This is a genomic window from Methanocella paludicola SANAE (genome assembly GCF_000011005.1).
Taxonomy (GTDB): domain Archaea; phylum Halobacteriota; class Methanocellia; order Methanocellales; family Methanocellaceae; genus Methanocella; species Methanocella paludicola.
In genome coordinates this window covers 591134-612858 of record NC_013665.1, presented here as the reverse complement: position 1 = coordinate 612858, position 21725 = coordinate 591134, and the positions used below count along the sequence as shown (strand labels likewise).

General features: G+C 56.8%; 17 protein-coding genes. 10 read left to right on the top strand and 7 right to left on the bottom strand.

Going from position 1 to position 21725, the window contains the following annotated elements; translation table 11 throughout:
* Window positions 1-8: 8 nt before the first annotated feature.
* The 4 genes from smc to MCP_RS03185 all read left to right on the top strand — a co-directional run bounded on the left by smc (window position 9) and on the right by MCP_RS03185 (window position 6313).
* Window positions 9-3530: a chromosome segregation protein SMC gene (gene smc / locus MCP_RS03200; RefSeq protein ID WP_012899380.1), complete on the top strand. Its 3522-nt coding sequence runs from the start codon at window positions 9-11 to the stop codon at window positions 3528-3530.
* Window positions 3520-4215 (top strand): segregation/condensation protein A, encoded by a 696-nt coding sequence (locus MCP_RS03195; protein ID WP_012899379.1) that lies wholly within the window; start codon window positions 3520-3522, stop codon window positions 4213-4215. The genes smc and MCP_RS03195 overlap by 11 nt, the downstream gene beginning before the upstream one ends.
* A complete protein-coding gene (gene scpB, locus MCP_RS03190; RefSeq protein WP_012899378.1) occupies window positions 4208-4795 on the top strand; it encodes an SMC-Scp complex subunit ScpB in 588 nt (195 codons plus the stop codon). Before MCP_RS03195 ends, scpB begins: the two co-directional genes overlap by 8 nt.
* Before the next feature lie 405 nt (window positions 4796-5200).
* Window positions 5201-6313 carry a methionine adenosyltransferase gene (locus tag MCP_RS03185; protein WP_012899377.1) on the top strand — a complete coding sequence of 371 codons (1113 nt, stop codon included), beginning with the start codon at window positions 5201-5203 and terminating at the stop codon, window positions 6311-6313.
* Here MCP_RS03185 and amrS read toward each other — a convergent pair.
* Window positions 6310-7332: an AmmeMemoRadiSam system radical SAM enzyme gene (amrS, locus tag MCP_RS03180; protein WP_012899376.1), complete on the bottom strand. Its 1023-nt coding sequence runs from the start codon at window positions 7330-7332 to the stop codon at window positions 6310-6312. The genes MCP_RS03185 and amrS overlap by 4 nt on opposite strands.
* 460 nt (window positions 7333-7792) lie before the next feature.
* Between amrS and MCP_RS03175 the strand changes: the two genes are divergently transcribed.
* From MCP_RS03175 to MCP_RS03165, 3 genes are all read left to right on the top strand, one after another.
* Window positions 7793-10042: a carboxypeptidase regulatory-like domain-containing protein gene (locus tag MCP_RS03175; protein ID WP_012899375.1), complete on the top strand. Its 2250-nt coding sequence runs from the start codon at window positions 7793-7795 to the stop codon at window positions 10040-10042.
* A 15-nt stretch (window positions 10043-10057) separates the two neighbouring features.
* Window positions 10058-11185, top strand: a complete 1128-nt coding sequence (locus tag MCP_RS03170; RefSeq protein ID WP_012899374.1) for a rod shape-determining protein — start codon at window positions 10058-10060, stop codon at window positions 11183-11185.
* A gap of 99 nt (window positions 11186-11284) precedes the next feature.
* Window positions 11285-11500, top strand: coding sequence for a hypothetical protein (locus MCP_RS03165; RefSeq protein WP_231845148.1), 216 nt, complete (start codon window positions 11285-11287; stop codon window positions 11498-11500).
* A gap of 5 nt (window positions 11501-11505) precedes the next feature.
* On the opposite strand, the gene MCP_RS03160 is transcribed toward MCP_RS03165, so the two are convergent.
* The 4 genes from MCP_RS03160 to MCP_RS03145 are packed head-to-tail and all read right to left on the bottom strand — an operon-like array spanning window position 11506 to window position 15055.
* Entirely contained in the window at window positions 11506-12420 is a 915-nt protein-coding gene (locus tag MCP_RS03160; RefSeq protein ID WP_128859911.1) for an NAD(P)/FAD-dependent oxidoreductase, read from the bottom strand.
* 27 nt (window positions 12421-12447) lie between these two features.
* Window positions 12448-12687, bottom strand: a complete 240-nt coding sequence (locus tag MCP_RS03155) for a glutaredoxin family protein (RefSeq protein ID WP_012899371.1) — start codon at window positions 12685-12687, stop codon at window positions 12448-12450.
* Between the two features lie 50 nt (window positions 12688-12737).
* Window positions 12738-14642, bottom strand: coding sequence for an aldehyde ferredoxin oxidoreductase family protein (locus MCP_RS03150; protein ID WP_012899370.1), 1905 nt, complete (start codon window positions 14640-14642; stop codon window positions 12738-12740).
* Window positions 14639-15055, bottom strand: coding sequence for a 4Fe-4S dicluster domain-containing protein (locus MCP_RS03145; RefSeq protein ID WP_012899369.1), 417 nt, complete (start codon window positions 15053-15055; stop codon window positions 14639-14641). The genes MCP_RS03150 and MCP_RS03145 overlap by 4 nt, the downstream gene beginning before the upstream one ends.
* A 136-nt stretch (window positions 15056-15191) precedes the next feature.
* Between MCP_RS03145 and MCP_RS03140 the strand changes: the two genes are divergently transcribed.
* Complete coding sequence (locus MCP_RS03140; RefSeq protein ID WP_231845147.1) at window positions 15192-16037, top strand: universal stress protein; 846 nt, start codon at window positions 15192-15194, stop codon at window positions 16035-16037.
* A gap of 626 nt (window positions 16038-16663) precedes the next feature.
* On the opposite strand, the gene MCP_RS03135 is transcribed toward MCP_RS03140, so the two are convergent.
* Window positions 16664-18043, bottom strand: a complete 1380-nt coding sequence (locus MCP_RS03135) for a tetratricopeptide repeat protein (protein ID WP_012899367.1) — start codon at window positions 18041-18043, stop codon at window positions 16664-16666.
* A 106-nt stretch (window positions 18044-18149) separates the two neighbouring features.
* Here MCP_RS03135 and msrB point away from each other — a divergent pair, with 106 nt between their 5' ends.
* Both msrB and MCP_RS03125 read left to right on the top strand, forming a co-directional pair.
* The gene (msrB, locus tag MCP_RS03130; protein ID WP_012899366.1) at window positions 18150-18593 is read left to right on the top strand and encodes a peptide-methionine (R)-S-oxide reductase MsrB; all 444 of its coding nucleotides are present in this window, start codon (window positions 18150-18152) and stop codon (window positions 18591-18593) included.
* A gap of 87 nt (window positions 18594-18680) precedes the next feature.
* On the top strand, window positions 18681-20405 hold the full coding sequence (locus tag MCP_RS03125; RefSeq protein ID WP_012899365.1) for an ATP-dependent DNA ligase: 1725 nt from the start codon (window positions 18681-18683) through the stop codon (window positions 20403-20405).
* Between the two features lie 581 nt (window positions 20406-20986).
* Here MCP_RS03125 and MCP_RS03120 read toward each other — a convergent pair.
* The gene (locus MCP_RS03120) at window positions 20987-21547 is read right to left on the bottom strand and encodes an Lrp/AsnC family transcriptional regulator (protein ID WP_012899364.1); all 561 of its coding nucleotides are present in this window, start codon (window positions 21545-21547) and stop codon (window positions 20987-20989) included.
* Window positions 21548-21725: the final 178 nt, after the last annotated feature.

Genomic DNA, 21725 nt, shown 5'->3' with positions numbered 1-21725 from the left:
CCGCAGTTATGCACATCAAAGAGATCGAGCTTAACAATTTCAAATCGTTCGGCCGTAAGGCCAAAATACCCTTCTTTGACGACTTTACCACCATCAGCGGCCCCAACGGCTCCGGTAAAAGCAACGTCATCGATAGCATACTCTTTTGCCTGGGCCTGTCGAACTCCCGCTCTATGAGGGCCGAAAAGCTGACGGACCTCATCTACAGCGTGAACGGCAAGAGCCCCGGGTCCGCGGACGTCACCATCCGGTTCGATAACACGGACCGGGAGATGCCCATCGACCAGGACGAGGTCACGATAACGAGACGCATCAAGTCCAGCGACAGCGGCTACTACTCATACTATTACTTTAACGAGAAGCCCGTCTCCCTCTCGGAGATCCACGAGCACCTCTTGAAGGCGAAAATATCCCCCGACGGCTATAACGTGGTAATGCAGGGGGACGTTACGCGCATCATCGAGGTGAGTAACTTCGAGCGCCGCAAGATGATCGACGAGATCGCCGGCACGGCGGAGTTTGACGAAAAGACCGACAAAGCATTGTCAGAGCTGGATATCGTACGTGACCGGATCGACCGGGTCGCCATAATTATTTCCGAAGTCGAGGCCCGCCTCGCCCAGCTAAAGGACGAGCGCGACCACGCGCTCCTGTACCAGTCGTACAGGGACGAGAAGGTCAAGAACGAAGGTTATCTTGTTTTGTCCGAGCTGAAGGAAGCTCAGCAGCTGCTCGATTCTCTGCTCGAGGACATCAGGGACAAGACCGATAAGAGGGCCGCGATAACGGCAGACGTTGAGAAGAAAAGCGCGGCCGTACAAAAGCTCAAGGACGACATCAAGGCGCTCAACGCCACCATAACGGAAAAGGGCGAGGGCGAGCAGATACTCATCCGCAGGCAGATCGAGGAGGCCCGCGCCGGGATCAAGGCCTGCATCAGCATCATCGATTTCTCGAAGTCCGAGATCGCGAACAGAGACTCGGAGAAGCAAAAGCTCTTCCTGGAGACGGAAAAGGCGAAGGGCCAGATCGAGGAGTACGACGGCAAGATCGCCGAAGAGGAGAAGCGCAAGCTTAGCCTCACTAACGAGCTGAACTTCCGCCAGGCCAGCCTGGACGAGGTGCAGAAGAAAATATCGGCCATCGACGAGAAGTTCATCGGCGTGCGGACCCGGCTCGTCGAGGTGAAGGCGGCCCTGGAGGCCTCCCGGAATCTGCGGAACGAGAAATTACGTGAAAAGGACCGTATCCTGGACGCGGCCCGCCGCAAGCAGGACGAGGAGCAGGACGCCTCGACTGAAATTACATCGAGCCGGAGCCGCATCGAGGAGGCCCGGGTCGAGTCGAAGAACCTGGAGAAGGACGTTGCCGAGCTGCAGCGCCGCAGCCAGGCCCTGACGGCCGACATCAACGACATGGAAGGGGCCCGGTCGAGGACGAGGGCAGAGCAGCACGGCATCGAGGAGAAGCTGCGCAAGCTGCAGGAAGAGTTCGCGAAGGCCGAGGCCAGGGTCAGGGCTTACGAGGACCTGGACGGGTACAGCGAGGCCGTCGGGACCATCATCGGCGCCCGGAACTCGCACGAATTACCGGGCATCTACGGCACCATCGCCGAATTAGGCAAGGTCGACCAGGAGTATGCGACCGCGCTCGAAGTGGCTGCGGGCAATCGCATGCAGAACATCGTGGTGGACAACGACGAGGACGCCGCCCGGTGCATTTACTACTTAAAAGGCCAGCGGAAGGGCACGGCCACGTTCCTGCCGCTCAACAAGATGCGCCAGCGGGTCCAGCTGCGCAATATCAGGGAGCCTGGCGTCATCGACTATGCCATTAACCTCGTACAGTTCGACGGGAGGTTCGACCCGGCCTTCTGGTACGTGTTCGGCGACACCCTGGTCGTGGACACGCTGGAGACCGCCCGCCGCCTCATCGGCACCGGCAGGATGGTCACGCTGGACGGCGATCTCGTCGAGAAGAGCGGCGCCATGACCGGCGGCTACCGCTCCCGCACGAAGCTCAAGTTCAAGGCCTCCGAAGAGGAACACATCAAGGAATTAGCCGAGCAGATCACGATACTGGAGTCGAGCCGCGACTCAGTCCTCAAGAAGGTCGAGTCCATCGACGGCCACATCTACGGCCTCAAGAAGGACCGGTCGGACATGGAGACGCAGGCCTCGAAGCTCACGGCCCGTAAGGAGGAGCTGGCCGGGCGTCTTACCCGGCTGGAAGCCGTTATCAAGGAGAAGGAGGCCTCTATCGAGTCTCTCCGGGAAGACCGCAGGAAGCTCAGGGACGAGCTCATAGCCGCCGAGGAGGCCATATCGAAGGCGGACAGCGAGATCACCACGATCGGCGCCGAAGCCGGCAAGCTCGAAGAGGAGCTAAAGGGCTCCGAGGTACCCGCCCTTACGGAAGAGTCGGGGCGCATCGAGGATGAGATGAAGCGCCTCGACGGGCGGCTCAGGGACACGGAATCGGCCATCGCGTCATTAAAAATTGAACAGAACTACGTGAGGGCCCGCGTCGAGGAGAACAAGGGCAGGGGCGAGAAGGTCGACGAGAACATCGCCTCGCTGAGGGAGAAGATCTCGCAGAACGAGGCGGCCATCGGCGAGTTCAACGGGAAGATCGAGGATCTCACGAAACGCGAGAAGGCCATCGAGTCGGAGCTCGCCGGGATGAAAAAGCAGCGCGACGAGATGTCCGACGCCCTGACGGCGGCCGATCACGACCTGTACGACGCCCGCCGCTCACTGGAAAGGCTCACGGGCATGCTCAACTCGCTCGAAATAGCGAGAGAGGAGAGCCTGGACAAGATCAAGGTGTTCGAGAAGGTGGTGCAGGAGCGGGGCGTTATGCCGTCCGAGGACGTGCCGCCGGTCGATAAGGTCCGGGCCAGCATATCCCAGCTCGAAAAGAAGATGCAGGCGCTGGAGCCGGTCAACATGCTCTCCATCACGGAGTACGACGGCGTCCAGGCCAGGCTGGCCGAGCTCACGGGCAAGAGGGACACGCTGCAAAAGGAAAGAGAGAACATCCTGGAGAAGATCGAGCACTATAAGACCATGAAGATGGAGACGTTCCTCACTACGTTCAACGCCATCAACGAGCAGTTCAAGGTGATTTTCAACGAGCTGTCCGACGGGTTCGGCGAGCTGGTCCTGGAGAGCCCGGAGGACCCGTTCTCCGGCGGCCTGACCATCCGCGCCCAGCCCTACGGCAAGTCGTTGTATCGGCTGGAAGCCATGTCGGGAGGAGAAAAGAGCCTTACTGCTTTAGCTTTCATATTTGCCATCCAGCGCTACAAGCCAGCGCCGTTCTACGCGTTCGACGAGATCGACATGTTCCTGGACGGCGCCAACGCTGAAAGAGTCGCAAGAATGATAAAGAAATTATCCACGAATGCGCAGTTCATAGTCGTCTCCCTGAGGAAGCCCATGATCGAGTCGGCCAACCGCACCATCGGCATCGCCATGCAGGAAAATAACATCTCGAGCATCACGGGGGTGAAGCTCCGTGCAGACTGAGGCGCCGGCGCAGCACCAGGAAGAGTCCATCGAGATACTGCTGGAGATGGCCAGGTCGGGCGAGATCGACCCGTGGAACATCGACATCATCGACGTCACCGACCGTTTCCTGGCCAGGATCGTGGAGAGGGAAAAGGTCGACCTCCCCGCCTCGGCCAGGACGCTGCTGTACGCTTCCATCTTATTGCGCATGAAGTCCGACGTGCTGGTCAACGCCCCGCCGCCCGAGCCCGATGACGATTACGCCTTCGGGCCTGACTTCGACCTGGAGCCCGAGGACTACCCGATGCTGGAGCCCCGGCAGCGGAACGCCGTCGCCCGCCCCGTCACCCTGCAGGAGCTAATCACCGAGCTGCAGCGGGCCGTGGCCACGAAGGACGCTTCGCACATGAGGAAGGCCCTGAAGATCGAGAAGCCGCCCAGGAAGACCATCGAGGAAGTGCTGGGCATCGCCCACAACGAGGACATCGAGGCGAGCATCCTGGAGATGACCAGCGCGCTGGACCGGGAGTTCGCCTACCGGGACTTCGTCATGTTCTCCGAATTAATCAAGGACCCCACGCCCCACGGCATCGTGGACGTGTACCTGCCCCTGCTGTTTTTGGCGAACCGCAAGTACGTTATGCTCACGCAGGAGATATTGTTCGAGGATATTTTCATCAGGAGGTCTGTGCCGAATGGATGAGAAGAGCCTGATGGAGGCCGCGCTGTTTTCGGCCGGTAAGCCCGTGAGCGAGCAGCAATTGAAAAGCCTGCTGAACCGGTCGAGCACCTACATCAATTCGCTGGCGCAGAAGCTCATGGAGGAGTATCGTGAGCGTAACTCGCCTCTGGAGATCGTGAGGCTTGAGGGAAAATACGCCATGCAGCTCAGGCCGGAGTACGCCGAGCGCGTTGTGGGCTTTTCGCCGGGCGAGCTCCGGGCCCCCGCGCTGCGCACGTTATCGGTCATCGCCTATTACCAGCCCATCCAGCAGTCAGACCTGGTGGACATCCGGGGCCAGGCCGCCTACGATCACGTGGCCATGCTCCTGGAAAAGGACCTTATCGAGAAGAAGCGCGTCGGGCGTTCGTACGAGCTCACGACGACCGAGGCGTTTTGCGATTACTTCGGGCTCACGAAGGGCGACGTCGAGTCCATCAAGACCCAGATCATGAAGAAGGCGAAGCTCAAGAAAGAGTCGCTGACGAAGTGGGTGGACTCGAAGGTGCCCGATGTGGACGCCTTCGATGCCGTTAGCAAGCTGATGCCCAAGGTAAAGTAGATTACGGCTTTTTTAAATAACTGGCACAAAGGGGACAGAGGCACTATTTTTCACCACAATGGCACTAAGCCCACTGAGTTTCACAAAGATTTCATTTTTAATGTAAGGTCACAAAGGCCGCTGAGAAGGCTTTTTGGGTTATTAGGGCACGAAGGGGACAATGACACGATAGCAAAAAGTGTTCGCATGTTCATTTCATTGTGCCATTGTATCCTTTGTGCCCTATCGCCAATGAACCGGGCTTTGTGGCCTCTGTGCTCTTACATTTAAAAAAAGACTTTGTGAGCCTTCGTGAACTCCGTGCCATTGTGGTGAAAATAGTGCCTCCGTCAGCTTAGTGACTTAAAATTTTAAAGGTAGATATTTATTATATAAATTTAATATATGATTACCGGAGGCCATCAAGTGCTCGTTGAACAACTACTTCGCCCCTACGGCGCCAACAAGTTCGAGATCGTCGAGAAGAAGGGCCTGGGACACCCGGATACCCTGTGCGACGGGATATCCGACGCCATCTCCCGGAGCCTGAGCAAGTATTACATTGACCATTTTGGCCATATTTTACACCATAACGTGGACAAGGTGCTCCTCATAGGCGGCCGGTCGAGGCCCGAGTTCGGCGGCGGCGAGATCCTGAGGCCGCTGGCCATCGTCATCGGCGGAAGGGCCACGGACGACGCGGACGGCACGAAGATACCCGTCAATGACATCGCGAAGGAGGCCACCGAGAAGTTCCTTAAGAAGACGGTGAATAACCTGAACGGGCACTTTACGGTAGAGCCCCGTATCGGCATGGGGTCCACGGAATTGAGGAGCTTGGTGGGCAGGGTCGTGGCGAACGACACGTCCATCGGCCTGGGATATGCGCCCCTCAGCCATCTCGAGGAGAACGTCACGAAGATCGAGCCCCTGATGCGATCGGTAAAGGGCGTCGGGGAGGATGTCAAGATCATGGGCATCCGGAAAGGGAACGGCATCCAGCTCACGATGGCATCTGCCATTGTCTCGAAATATATCGAGGACATGGAGCAGTACAACGATACAAAGCGTAAGGTCGAAGAGAAAGTCCTCGGCTATGTAACCCCGGGATGGGCCGACGTGTCCGCCATCGTGAACAACGCCGACAAAGGCGAGGACATTTACCTGACCGTAACGGGCACATCGGCAGAGATGGGCGACGACGGCGAGACGGGCAGGGGCAACAGGCCGAACGGCCTCATCACGCCAGGACGGCCCATGACCATGGAGGCCACCGCGGGCAAGAACCCGGTCAGCCACGTGGGCAAGCTCTACAACATCGCGGCGAACAGGATGGCGGCGGAGATCGCCGCATTCGACGGCGTGGAAGAGGCGTACGTCTATTTAGTCAGCCGCATCGGCGCCCCCCTGGAGGAGCCCCAGATCAAGTCGGCGAGCATATACGGCAAGGCTAACGAGAAAAAGATCGAGGCCGTCATCGACTACTGGCTGGAGCACATACCGGACATCACCGAGGACTTCGTGAAGGGCAGGCTCTAGCGGCCGTAGTCCCCCACGATCGGTATTTTTTCCCCGCACTTTGGGCATTTCTTATCCGGGGTAATGCTGTAGCGCATGATCTGGAACCCATAGCGCTCGATGAGTAATTCGTTACACTTCGGGCACCAGGTATTCTCGTATTTGTTACCGAGCGTGTTGCCGAGGTACACGTAGTTCATGCCCTCTTTTTTCGCGATATCGTGGGCCCTCTCCAGCACCACGATCGGCGTGGACTCGAGGTGGTCCATGTGGTACATGGGGTGGAACCGGGTGAAGTGTATGGGCGTATCGGGGCCCAGGTTATCGAAGCACCACTTCGAGAGCGCCCTGATCTCTTCCGGCGAGTCGTTCTGCCCCGGAATGACAAGGTTCACCACTTCGATGTGCATGCCCATGTCCTTCGCCATTTTCGTGGACTGGAGCACTGGCTCGAGCTTAGACTTGCAGATCTTTTTATAGAAGTCCTCGCTGAAAGCCTTGATGTCCACCCGGAACGCGTCCAGCAGGCCCTTCATTACGTCTAAATGTTCGGGCGTAGGATAGCCGTTAGTGACGTAGATGGTCTTAATGTCCTTCTCGTGGCACTTCACGGCGCAATCATGGGAGTATTCGACCCAGATACCGGGCTCGTTATAGGTCCACGAGACGCTCTTACACAGCGTATCGACGGCATTACGGGCCAGCTCTTCGGGCATGATGTCCTGCGTATAGACCTCCTGTATCTCGGCCTGGGAAATGCCCCAGTTCTGGCAGTGCTCGCACTGGAAATTACATCCCACCGAACCGACCGAGTACGAGTAGCTGCCCGGGTAAAAGTGGTACAGCGGCTTCTTCTCGATGGGGTCGCTGGCCTCGGAGGTCACCGTGCCATAGATCAAAGAAAATACTTTGCCGTCGATGTTCTTCCGGGTACGGCAGTGGCCGAGCTTTCCAGGCAATATGACGCACCGGTATGAGCAGACGTTACACTTCGCCTTGCCGTCTTTCAATGGCTCCCAGAGAATGGCTTCCTTTAGCATGTGGCGACCGCAGCCCCCATGATATGAATAATCCTCGCCTTTTATCATGATATATATTATGTGTGGACGTAACTGCGCCGGGTAAGGCCCTCTCAAAAGACAACCCATAATATAGCTTTTCTGTCATAATCGCTTAACTTCTGTGCTTAACGATCGCTCAGTAGATTAGAGATAAGTCGGATAACCGCAAAAAATTCATGCGCCATCGACCTGAGCAAGCCCTGTTTTTCGCCCAGCGTAGCTGACTTTTTAGCCCAAATTCCACGGCCGGACGAAATCGATGCTTTTATATACTAACAGCTTAAATCACACACTAACCGCAGTGACGATATAAACCCAAGTTTTCGGTGAAAAAAGGCTAATATAGTGGCCATAGGCGAAAAGCTTGAAAAATATCCGGTAACACGAAAAAATATTTGTAGTCAGAAAAGCTTAATTCACAAGGTCGGACGGTCAAAGGATGAAAAAGTTCATTAACCTATTGCTTATTAGCGTCATATTATTATCACTAACTGCCGTCACGGGAGTAAACGCCGCGGGTACCGCGTTTAGTATCAGCGGCATGGTCGTCGACCGGTACGGGAACCCTTTATCCGGCGCCGATGTCACGCTCATCGATAACGCATACAAAACGATCGCAACTAAGAAAACGAACGAGAATGGCAACTTCGATTTTATCAACGTCATCGCCGACACTGATACGTGTACCGTGAGGGTTTCGTACACGGACACGGACGGCACAAAATACGAGATGCCGACGTATTATGCCCGATGGTATCCGACCAAGAGCATACAGACCATACCGTCCTCAGAGACCCAGATACCTAACTATCCCGAGCCCGAATACGGATACGTCTACGGCGCCATCCAGAGCGGAACGGGCAACAGTGCCAGCTTCATCACCGGGATCGTCTACCTGGTGAGCATGGATAACGATGTCAAGTATTACCAGTTCGCGGAGAGGACGGACGGCAAGGGAAGCTACACGTTCTACGTCCCGGCCGGCACGTACATGATATATGCCCAGCACTGGGAGAACGGCGTCTGTTACGAGTCCACTCACAAGCAGATCACAGTAACGCGGAACGCGGACATCAACAACGTCCTCGAGACCCGCATCATCTTACCGCTTACAACACCGTCCAGCAGCCCCGACCCGTCGGATATGCCGACAAGCCATTCCAATATCGTTAACGGCACCGTGATCACCAAGGACGGCAAGCCCGTCGAAGGGGCGGTCGTGACCCTCCTGCAGAAGGCGGATAACCAGTCCGGGTACATACCGATGAAAAACATGGACGGGTCCATGGTGACGACCGTCACGGACAGCAACGGCAAGTACGTGTTTAACGGCGTGGCCCCGACGACGAACGACGGCAAGTCCATCCAGTCCAAGAAGGACATCAAGGTCCAGGTGGAGTACACGGACCTGAGCAACCAAAAACAGACGGTCATCGCCCCTAACAGCGATGCCAGGGCGCTGTACTTCCCGAACGTCATCATGGGCTACGGGATGGAGAACGCCGCCCGGAGCGTCACGATGCCGAACGTCGTGGTGTCCTTTTCCAAAGGCGGCTGGGTAAGCCTCTCCTCGGTCCCGACCGGAGCGTACATCTATGTCGACGGCCAGCAGCTTTTCGGCCCCGATAACACGCCCCTGATGACGCCGTGTACGGCCTACATCGACGCAGGCACACATACGATCAAGATGAGCAAGGACGGCTATTCCGACAGCACGGACACCATCACGATGGAGGCCAACCAGCAGCACCCCGACTTCATCATGAGCATGGAGAAGGCCGTAGTGCCCGCGTGGGTAACGCTCGTCGTTGCGATCATCATACTTCTCATCGCCATCATCGCCATCGTCTTCCTGCTGGCGACCCGGATCAAGGGCATTCTCGCCCCAGTCTCCAGGGCTCTGAACGGGTTCACCCATAAGCTGGGAAGCGCGAAGGCCGACCGCGAAGTGGCTAAATCTCATAAAGCAGAGGTGGCGAAGCAGGAGGCCTCGAAGAGGGAAACGATCAGGGCGAGGCAGGAAAGCACGCCAGGGGACAACGTGAATGTCGTAAACGTCGACCCGGTGAAGAGAAAGCGCGAGCCGGCCCCGGTAGAAGAGGGCAGGAAGAAAAAGATCCTCGACTTCGACCTGAAGCACATCGCCGAGGGCGTGCCCAAAAAGATCAAGGCGCGGGAGCCGATCGAGGCCCCGAAGGAGAAGAGCCCCGTCGTCTTCGCGAACGATATCTACAAGAAGTCCAAGAGCAACGTAGAGCGCTACGCCGAGCCCTCGAGGAATTACGAGGCCAGGAGCTACGAGGAGCCGTCCAGAAGCAGCTATGACCCCCCGCAGCGGGCGCAGCCCGTGAGCGAGAGGGAGGCGCTGGTCGAAAGGCCAACGGCCCCGGAGCGCAACGAGCGGTTCCGCATCCCGAGGATATCTGGCCAGCGCGACGCCAGCACGTCCGCGGGCGACAAGGAGCGCGTGCTCCGCTACATCCGGGACCACCCGGAGGGCGTCTCGTTCATCCAGATGAGCAACGATCTGGAGATCATCCCCAATAATCTCACCTACATCACCAAGGAGCTGGTCATCAACGACGACATCGAGAAGGTCAAAGGGCTGTACTACTACAAGTCCCACTCGTCGTCGTCCGACGACAGCTCGTCGTCCGTGGTCGTCTGGAGGCTGGACGGCGATAAGTAAAGAGGCTGGATTTGAATGGTCGAACCTAATGATAACATAGGCAATGATACGATGGCAGACGATGGTAATCCCGCATACGGATTTGCGGAGAATAACAATACCATGAGGAAGAGGAGCACCGACTCCATACCCATCGGGCTGAAGATAGGGTCTACCAGGACGGTGCTCGTGATGCCCAACTACGAGGGCAGCCTGGACATAGTGCGGACCCTGACCTGCGTCGCCAAGTACAGGGACCTTTTTACGGGCAAGCTGGCCACCAAGTTCGGCGATGAGGCGGCAGAGGAGTACGCCGATTCCGTGTACTTCATGTTCCGCGCGGGCCTGCCCCAGGACGACGACAGCGTAAAGCTGGCCGCCCAGTTCATCGAGTATCTCGTTTATAAGTATAACATCCCGGAGAACAGCTACGTTACGCTGGCTCACCCCGCGGTCGAGAACGACCGGGGAAGGAAGAACCTGAAGGAGATCATATCGGGCATGTCCATCGGCCGCGCCGGCAGGCAGGCCTGGTCCGAGGCGTTCTGCGGCGCCATTCCCGCGTTCGACGGCCTCGACGCCATCAAGAAGACCTTCATGAGCGTCAACATGGGCTCCACCACGCTCGAGATGAGCGTGTTCCGTAACGGCGAGCCCGTGCATACTGTTACGCTGGGTACCATCAGCGGCAACATCGTTGACCGGAAGATAAGGCTGGGCGTCCAGAACGAGACCCAGGGCATCGTGAACATCGACCTGAACACGGCGAGAAAGTACAAAGAGGAGTTCGCCAACTTCATCGACTACAAGCCCGTTTACGATTCCGTCCACATCCACGACAAGGGCCAGTACGGCTTCAAGATCGAGAAGAGCATCATGAAGCCCGTCGAGGAGTACGTGAACAACGTGGTCGAGGCCATCATGGAGAACTTCTTCCCCCAGTTAGCCCAGGACCACTACCAGACGTACAAGCGTGTCCTGTCCGAGCCCATTATCCTTACGGGCGGCATGGCGTGCATCCCCGGCCTGAAGGAGCGCATACAGCAGCTTCTCTCGGACGAGCTGGAGCAGAAGGTCACCGTGATCTCGAGCGACCGCCCGGACCTTGCGCCCGCGATCGGCGCTTACCGCATCTCCGAGTACACGCTGCAGTACCGCGAATAAGGGCGCAGTTATCGATCGCGCGCCGATTATTTTCACGGCGCATATTCTCTTCTTTTTAAGTATTCCTCCTGCTTACCATGGGCTATGGAAGTGTGAGCAATGCCCAGCATGCATTTGATGATGGTCGCAAAGCGGTTCGATAATTACCGCCTTGCCCTCGATAGAAAACGGCGTGAAGTGTTCGATTACATCATGTTCGAGCTGGCCGGGCGCCGGGAGGAGACGCTGGTCATGCACCCTAACCATACCGAGGCCGCCCTCATGAACGCCATGATCGAGATGGAGATGCGTATCGAGGCGCTGGAAAAAAAGTAAGGCATCTAGCACTTCTGCGTGCTGATATAGGTGAACGCCGACATGGCTGCCTTTGCACCCTCGCCGGCTGCCACGATGATCTGCTTCTGGGGCACATCGCTCACGTCGCCGGCCGCATAGACGCCACAAACGCTGGTCCGGCAGCGCTCGTCGATCACGATCTCGCCCCTGTCGTTGAGCTGCACCAGGTCTTTGGCGAAGGCCACGTTGGGCGCCAGCCCGACCTCGACGAACACGCCGCCCACGCTGAGCGTCTTACGCTCGCCGCCCGTGGAAACGATATCCACCGATTCCACGAAATCCGTGCCGTTGATCTTATCGACCGTGTACCCGGTAAGGATTGTCACCTTATCGTTCGCCGATATCTTATCGATGACGACCTTATCCGCCTTCAGGGTGCTCCGGACGACCAGGTATACCTTCGTTGCCAGGGGTATGAGGTCGAGCACCGCCTCAGCAGCCGCGTTCCCGCCGCCGATGACCGCTACGTCCATGCCCGAGAACAGGGGGCCGTCGCACGTCGGACAATAGCTCACGCCCCGGTTCTTAAATTCCTTCTCGCCCGGGACGTTCAGCTCTTTCCACTTCGAGCCCGACGCAATGATGACGGCCCTCGCCTCGTACGTATGGCCGTCCCCGGACGTCACTTTAAAATAATCGCCGGACTTTTCGAGCTTCGCCGCGCGGCTCATCGTAATGTCCACCGTCATCTCCTCGAGCTGTTTCTTGATGAGGGCCGCCAGCTGGGGCCCCGGTATGCTCTTATAGCCCGGATAGTTCTCCACGTTGCCGGTCTTTGTGACCTGGCCGCCGACGGAGTCGGCCAGCACCTGTAAAGTAAGCCCCTTCCGTTTCGCGTAAATGGCCGCCGTCATGCCCGCAGGGCCGGCGCCAATGATGATGAGGTCGAGTAAAGCCATCACGCGATGTATCGCCGTAAAAAAAGATTAATCTTGCGCGCCCAGGAACTTGTCGATCTTCGGCACGTTGAAGCCGACCATGACCCGGTCCCCGATGACGACCACCGGCGTCACCCTGATGCCGTATCGTTTTACCATCTCGTCCATCGCCTTCTTGTCCTTCCGGACGTTGATGTCCTCGTAGGACACGCCTTTTTTATCCAGGTATGCTTTGACACGGTTACAGTCAGGGCAGGTGGGCTGGGAATAGATCTTGATCTTCTTCATATCTACCACTTTTATATTATGCTTTCGTATAATATATAATCTGCCTTTATTTATGCCGCGGCCTGCCTGGCCGCCGGCCCGGCCTTTTCCAGGTCCTTTACGACGTAGTCCAGACGTAGTGCCCTTAGCTTCCCGGGAGTCGGCCATCCTGTCTCTTTGTCCCATCCCCGGAGCTCGTAATACTCGTCGAGCATTCTATTTAGGTATACGGCGCTGCCCGCGTCGGGGCCGTTCGGCAGGGGCTCTGTCATGCGAAACGGCAGCCGGTCATCCTTCCTGGTGAAGCCCTCCCGGGCGTTGAATGCCCGCTGCAAATTCCATATCCGCTCGCCGGCCTCAAGCAGCCTCTCCTTATCGAAAGAAAAGCCCGTGAGAGCGGACAGGTGCCTGGCATACTGGCTCGGCTCCACGGTGAAGGCGATCACGGTGAACATGCACACGACCAGCGAGTTCACCGCCACAAAATAGTTCTGGCATGGTATCATCCACTGCGCCTTGCCGGCCTCGGATAACGGGTCGAAGCTGTCGGGCATGCCCAGCTCTTTAGAGCGGAAGCCAAAGCACTCGGCCATAGAGGCGAAGGGCCTCAGGTTATCGCCTCCCCGGTTATCTGTCGCATATCCCAGCGCCATGCCCTTGCTGCCCCGGGCCTCGATGCCTGGCAGGTCGAGGTTCTTGACGCACTGTATGTACTTCTCGGACCCTCTTCCGATTTTTTTCGCGGCCTCGTCCAGGCCGTCGGCCAGCACCGCGCCGAACTCAGAACGGGTCGCGATCTTGGGGACCATGGAGGTCATGGCCTCGTGGTTGCCCCAGCTAAGCTCAACGCCCCGTGTATCGAGTTTATCGATGATGCCCTTCTCGTACAGCTCCATGGCCCACGCGATAGTGGCGCCCGCAGAGACGGTATCGAGGCCATACTGGTCGCACAAGATGTTAGCCTGTGCTATGGCCTCCAGGTTATCGTTGCCACACTGGGAGCCGAAAGCCACGGTGGAATCGTAATCGGGGCCTTTTCCGCGGATGCCGTGATATGGCCCGTACTCGATGTCGATAACGCGGGTACAATGGATCGTACAGCAGAAGCAGCCCCGTGTCTTCGTCAGCATCGTTTTGGCCATGGCCTGGCCAGATATTTTGTCGGCCCCCCGGAAGTTCCCGGTATAGTGGTTCTTCGTGGGCAATACGCCCTTCTCGTTCATCAAGCCCATGATGCCGGTAACGCCGTAGGCAGGGAAAAGGCTCCCCGTGACGACGTGGTCATAGCAGGTGTCCAGCAGCTCGTTCATCGACTGATAATACTTCGCAGGATTCGCGGCATGGACGTCCCTGGTGCCCCTGACCGCGATGGCCTTTAGCTTCTTGGAGCCCATGACGGCGCCCGGCCCTCCCCGGCTGGCCGAGCGCTGCTGGTCGTTCATGATGGTCGCATACTTTACTAAGTTCTCTCCAGCCGGCCCGATGTAGGTGATGTTGAGCTTATCGTCGTCAAGCTGCCGCTTAATGAGCGTGTCAGTCTGTATAGTGTCCCTGCCCCAGAGCCCGTCGGCCTTGTAAAAATGGACTTCTTCATCGTCGACGAAGACGTACACGGGCTTTTCGCTCTGCCCCTCCACGATTATGCCATCGTACCCGGCGAACTTGAGCTCGGGGCCCCAGTAGCCGCCCGCGTGCGCCGTTGTCTCCAGGCCGGTCAGCGGCGACTTCGTGACCACGCAGTGTCTGCCCGATGTGGGAGCAAGCGTGCCAGTCAGGGGGCCTGTCATAAATACGAGCTTATTATCGGGCCCGAGGGCATCCGCATGAGCGGGTACCTCGTCATACAGGTACTTAATGCCAAGCCCTTCACCGCCTATAAGATCCTTTAGATCTTCCTCGCGGGGAGTCTCCACGCTAAAATCAAGCTCATTCATGTCGAGCCGCAGCAGCCGGCCAGTATAACCACCCGTGGTCACATCAACACCCACCCGAGCGCGTTCGTGGGACAGTAACGGGCGCACATGGGCTGGCCCAGGCAGAAATCGCACTTCCTCGGGACACGCCTGTCCGGGTAAAACTGGAGCACTTTGGTCGGGCAGGCCTCGATGCACTCCCCGCAGCCCGTGCACTTGCTTTCGTCGAGCCGGTATATGCCCTGCTCGCTCGTCGTAAGAATGTTAAAGTCCTGGTAAAAGGCATCCATGGGGCAGGCATCGGCACATCGGCCGCATTGTATGCAGATGCGCAGGCGGTGCTCGTCCGGGTAGTCCAGGTCGACGATGACCCGGCCCTTGTCCGGGTTGAAAACGACCTCGTGGACCCAGGCGCATATGGTCTCACACCTGTGACAGGTGATGCAAACGTCCTCGTTCTTCGTGAGCCGGGGCATGAATAAGTCCTCCTGTAAAATCCCGGAACGCGGGCTAATAAGCCTAATTGAATATTAGGGCGATGCCGGACATTATCTCCCTATAGCGGAAGAAGTTAAGAAATGCGACGACACATGGTATTATGGTGTAATGGTAATGCACGTCGAAAGGCGAACGATATCCGCGGAGGAAGGCATCCTGCACGACAGCGTGGTCGTGCCCATCTCGAGGCCGGAGACTATCGAAAGCATAGTGAATATCGCCTGTGATATGCTGGCGGACGACGGCACGCTGAGGCTGTTGTACGTCATCGAGGTCCCCTACCAGCTTCCCCTCGAGTTCGCCGAAACAAGGAAAACGAAGGCAACGGAACTGCTCGCGATGGCGGCAGACCATTCCCGAAAACGCGGCTTCACACCCAGGCAGGAAGTCGTCGTCGCCCGCGACATACCCCAGGCGATACTTGATATGGCGGACCGGTATAAGGCCGATCTGATCCTGATGGGCTCGAGCCAGCGCTCGGTGCCGGAAAAAGTCCTCTTCGGGAGCATCGTTGGCCGGGTGCTGCGCGAGGCCCCCTGCGAGGTCATCGTTTACAGCTATCCGAAGACGATGCAGCCCATAAAGTACGATAGGATACTCGTCCCGACTTCCGGCTTCAAGCATGCCTGGAGGGCGCTGGATATCGCCCTTCATTTCCAGATGCTGTTCGGGAGCTCGGTCGCTTCATTGTACGTCGGTGATGACCGGGCAAAAGCGGACCAGATACAGGATAGCGCCCGGACGCACGCGGAGCAACTTGGCTCGAAGATCGAGACGTTGTATAAGACGGGCAGCGTCGTCGATACTATCGTCGATATTGCCCGGTCCGGGGGCTACACGCTCATTATCATCGGCTCCACAGAGCGCCCCTCCTACTATAAGTTCTTATTAGGCAGCACGGCGGACGAAGTCGTCACCCGGGCGCCGTGTAACGTGCTTATCGTGCGGACTAAAAAGTAGTCTTATTCAAGTCCCTCGAAAAACGATAAGTTGCACGAAGACTTTTTCAGCCACGAAGTTGCTCAAAGCCTGCTCTAAGCTACTCTAAGACTTTATTAAAATATTTTAGGTTCTTGTGCGTTTTTGGGATGATATATTGCTTTGGCTGATGCCTTCGCTCGTTTTTATGTTATGCCGTCGTTGAGTGGTCCAACCACAGGGGCACGGAGAGCGCTGAGTTTCACGGAGTTTTCTTATAAAGGGAGACCCAGAGGGCACAGGGGACGGGTTTATAACATTCCCGGGGCACGGAGTAGTTAGAGGCACTGGCGAGGATAAACCGCATTATTGTTTATTGGTCAACCGAGCCTCAATAAACTCTGTGCCCCAGGCAAACTAATAAACCGGGCTCTGAGCTCTCTGAGTCTCAAATTATTAAAAAATAACTCTGTGTAACTCCCGTGCGCTCCGTGCCCCTGTGGTTGGACCACTCAACGACGGCATAACTAGAAAAGAATAAAAAAAACATTCATCCCAAAACCGCGGAAGAGTTATATTTTATAATTTCTTCGTGTCATTTCAGGCCGGCTTTGAGTCACTTTGTGGCTGAAATAGTCTTCGGGCGTTCTTATTGATTTTTGAGTGGCTCAGATATCGTAGAGCGCTTTTAGATTGTAGATGGCCCGGCTCACGGCAACGAGGGCTTTACGCGACTCGTAGGCGCCGATGGTGTGCTCGTCATTGCCCATGATCGAATCGTAGTAGGCCAGCACATCGTCCATGTCCCTGCCGACGTCGCCCATGTAATGCTCTAAGGAATCGGAAGCGTCCGTGCCCCCGATGAGCCTCTTCATGAACCGCAGGCGCTCCCGCAGGCACGGGTTCTCCATCGAGAGGTAATCCTTCTTCTCCGCCTCGGGCAGCGCTTTTTTCAGGAGCAGGTCCATGAAGGCCTCGAAGCTCGCCACGGCATCCACGATACAGAGGGAATGGTTCTCCTCGGCCATGGACCGCTTCGCGTTCAGCAGCAGCATCTTGTAGAGCCCGTGCTTCGCCGACAGCATCATGCCGACGAGCATGGCGTCCTCGCCGGTGAGCGCGGCCGCAGCGACCGGCGCGGCGGCGTCCGCATGGTATATCTCGACCGGGTCGCCGAACGCATTTTTGAGCGTGATGGATAGCACGGAGTAGCCCCGCTTGCCGACGCAGAAGTCGATGTCCTCGCGCACGAGGGCTACGGCCTCCATGAACTTTTTCACGTGCTCGAAGGCCTCTTCGAGCAGGGCGGGCTCCTCCGTCTTTTCTAAAAATTCCCTGACGCTGTCGTAGTCCACCCGGAACTCGATCTCGCCGGCGGACATGCCGTCGCCCGGAGTAATGCCCGAGAGCCGGACCCTGACGCCGTCGTCATAGGAAAATTCGGGCACCGTAACAGTGATGCCCTGCAGGGCGAACCTGAGGCCGATCACGCAGGGCTTGCCCAGCCGCTCCAGGTGGGCCAGCGCCCCTGCCGGCGTCGTCCTCGCCAGCGCCTCCTCTTCCTGTCTCTTCCGCTCCGCCTCTTTCGCCTCTACAAAGCGGTCGTATGCCTGTTGCTCCTTCGCCACGATGCCGGCGTGCTCGCCGCCCAGGCTGTCGCCGAGCGCCTTCATCTCCAGGAAGTATTTCTCGAATTCTTCGGGCGTGAGCGCATCCCCTAATCCGACGATGTTATAGAGAGAGTTAAAAAGCGATTCTCTGACCGGCGATTTGCTGCCCGGCGAATCGCAGGCCTCGTCGTGAACTTTCTTGAGCTCGTACGACCTCTCGAAATAGCCCTTTGCCTCCTCGGGCTCTCCCTCTTTCACATAAGTGATGCCGATGTTGTTCAGCGCTTCGGCAGTTTCCCTGTACGCATCACCTTTTTCAAAAATAGAGAGGGCGACTTCGAACTCCTTCCTGGCCGCCGGGAACTTTTTGAGCGAGAGCATGTAGTTCCCGTTCTGGAAGCGGCGGCGGGCGATGTTAAGCGATCTCGAGGCATCCATATCAGGTCATTCCTTATATATGGGTCTCCGTATATAAGCGTTCTATGGTCTTCCGGGCATTACAGCGCGCCGGATTTATCATCCTTAAAATAAAAAATGATGCTCGATGACACAAGTCTCGAAACCCCCTAAGGAGGAGCTAAAGAAAAAATTGACCCCCATGCAGTATAAGGTCACGCAGGAGCAGGGCACGGAGCCGCCCTTCCAGAATGAGTTCTGGAACGAGCACCGGGAAGGGCTCTACGTTGATATCGTAACGGGCGAGCCCCTGTTCACCTCGAAGGATAAGTTCGACTCGGGCTGCGGGTGGCCCAGCTTCACGAAGCCCATGGAGAAGGGCAAGGTCGAGGAAAAGATTGATACCAGCCACGGCATGGTGAGGACAGAGGTGCGCGGCAAAGGTTCGGACTCGCATCTGGGGCACGTGTTCAATGACGGGCCGGGACCCTCGGGGCTGCGGTACTGCATCAACTCGGCGGCGCTGCGGTTCATACCGAAGGAAGACCTGGAGAAAGAGGGCTACGGGGAATACAGGAAGCTGTTCGAATAGCCAGAGGCTACGGAGAATATTAAAAATTATTTGAGTAGCCTTAACGAAAAATAATATGCCCAATAACCCGCATTATTAGTTGACTTTATGTTATTCAGCGCGCTAGTTGATGTTTTTGAGAAACTGAGAAAGACCTCGAGCCGCCTCGAGAAGACGGCCATCATAGCTGACTTTATCAAGGGCGTCCCGGCCGACGACCTGCCCGTCATCGTCGCCTTTCTGACGGGCCGGGTGTTCCCGCTCTGGGACGAGCGCAAGATCGGCATCGCCAGCCAGACCGTCATCAAGATCATTTCCACTATTACCTATAATCCGGAGAACAAGGTCGTCGAGAGCTACAAGAACACGGGCCACCTGGGCGTCACGGCCGAGGAGATGTTCCAGAAGCGCAAGCAGACCATGTTCTTCGAGGCCGACGAGATCACCGTACGGAATGTTTACGATACTTTCGTCGAGATCGCGAGGCTGACCGGCGCCGGCTCGGCCACGAAGAAGCAGAAAGTGCTCATCGGGCTGCTACACCGGGCCACGCCGAAGGAGGCAGAATACATCGTCAGCCTGGCCATGGAGTACGTGCTCTCCGGCGCCAAAGAGGGCGTCATGGAGGAGGCGATCGCCCGGGCTTTCGGCGTCCCCGTGGAGCTCGTGCGGAGGTCCAACATGCTCATCAGCGACCTGGGCGAGACCGCCAGAGTTGCGATGCTTACGGGCGAGGCGGGCCTTCAGGCCATCAACATCCGCCCCATGCGCCCCGTCCGCCCCATGCTCGCCCAGAACGTGGCCAGCATCCAGGAGGCGCTGGACGCCATGGGCGGGAGAGCGGACTTCGAGACCAAGTACGACGGCGCCCGCCTGCAGGTCCACAAGCTGGGCGACGAGGTGCGGCTCTACAGCCGCCGTCTCGAGAATTTAACGGACGCCCTGCCCGAGATCGTGGACTACGTGAGGCAGAGCGTGAAGGCCGACTCGGCTATCCTGGATAGCGAGTGCATCGCTACGGACCCGAAGACCGGCCGACCCGTGCCATTCCAGAACATCCTGACCAGGCTGCGGCGCATCTATAACGTGGAGGAGAAGAAGAAGCTGTTCCCGCTCTTCCTGAGGCCTTTTGATATCCTTTATCTCGACGGCGAGAGCGAGATCGATAAGCCGTTCATCGAGCGCCGGCAGATCCTGGAGACGACGATACTGCCTCTTGATGAGACCTGTAAGCCGGCGATGGCGCTCATCACGGACGATGTTAAGGCCGCGCAGGACCTGTTCAAGGAGTCCCTGAAGAGCGGCAACGAGGGCCTCATGGCCAAAGACCTGAACGCCACGTACACCCCGGGCGTCCGGGGCAAGAAGATGGTGAAGATCAAGGAAGTCCTGGATACCCTGGATCTCGCGATCGTTTCCTCGGAGTGGGGCCATGGCCGCAAGGCGGGCTGGCTTACCTCGTTCGAGGTGGCCGCCCTGGACGAGAACACGGACCAGTACGTGGTGCTCGGCCGGGTCGCGAGCGGCTTTTCCGACGAGCAGCTCCAGGAGATGACCGAGCGCCTGAAGCCTCTTATAACGGCCGAGCACGGTCGTATTGTAGATGTTAAGCCGGACGTGATCGTTGAGGTGAAGTTCCAGGAGATACAGAAGAGCCCGATCTACTCTAGCGGCTACGCGCTGCGCTTCCCGAGGCTGGTGCGCGTGCGGGATGACCTGAGCCCCGAGGAGGTCAACACCTTCGGGCGTGTCATGAATATTTACGATATCTCGCACGGTATAGGCGTTAAGCATGCCGAGCCTCAGCCGGATGGGGCACAAAAAGAGCCTTAACCGTCATGTTAGTAAATAAGATCATCGTCGTGCAAATCAGTTCGGTCGGTATCACGAACCTCTCCAAAGGAAATAAGCCACGAATTTTTCTTTTAAGATTTTCTCACTAAGCCTCTAAGCCTCGAACTCACCGTCAATGCCCGAACTCTCGAATACTCAGGGCAGTGCTCTAAGTCTCTAACGCGCTAACCCGAAAAGAAGTCTCTAAAGCTCGAATACACGTTCGAAACGCTAAACTATGGAGCACTAACACTCTAAGAGCCCGGTCATTCCCCCCCATTTTGGGTATTAGTGTCGTTGGCGTTTTAGCCGATCATTGGAGGGTTAGTGCTATGTCGTTTAGCGTTTCGAACGTGTATTCGAGTTTTCGAGCCTTCTTTTCGGGTTTGAGGCTTCGGGCGTTCGTGCAATGCCCGGAGTATTAGGGAGTTCGTGCGTTGACGGTGTTTTAGAGGCTTAGAGGCTTCGTGAGAAAAATCTAAAAAGAGATTCGTGGTTTAATTCCTTTGGAGAGGTTCGAGATACCGACCAAACAAATCAACTTCACAGAATACGAGAATTTTGTTTTTTGCCTATAACGATTACCAGAAGTTACCTTTATAAGCCTTAGAAGCCGCACACCCAAGACACCGGTTATTCGTATAGTACTCGCACGCAGTACAGTCGTGCCCGCAGGGCGTCAGGTCGCTCTTCTCCACGTTAAGCTTCACGGGCTGGATAAGATCGTTCACGCTGGTGATGACGATGCCCAGGTCAACGTCCATGACCGCCGGGTCGCTGCGGATGTGCTTATCGATGATCGCCTCCACGGACGAAATGTCCTCGGCGACGAAGTACATGCATAAATTCTCTTTACCGGACACCACGAGGCCGTTTAAAAAGTAGGGACAATTTTTGAACTGGTTGATGACCTTGATGGAGTCCTTGGTCGTGACGTCCACTTTCGCCATCCGGAGGCCGACCTTTAGCAGGTTCATGCCGGCGATCGTGGAAATGACGCCAGTCTGCTTCAGCTTGCCGATGCGGGCGCCCACGGTGGGCTGAGAGAGGCCGACCTGCTCCGCGATCTCGACCTGCGAGACATCCGGGTTAGACTCGAAAAGCGAGAGTATCTTTCTATCTTTTTCGTCCAGATCGACCATGTGCATCTCCCTGTATCGAGTAAATCATTTATTTTAAAGGTACTTATATGATGCGGCTTATTTTTTTAACGGGACAATACGATGATATTATAAATATCCTGATTTTTTACCTATTAATTAATTGGATGCTATGTATAATAAGCATAATGTCGATTTGAATCAAAAACCATATATATGT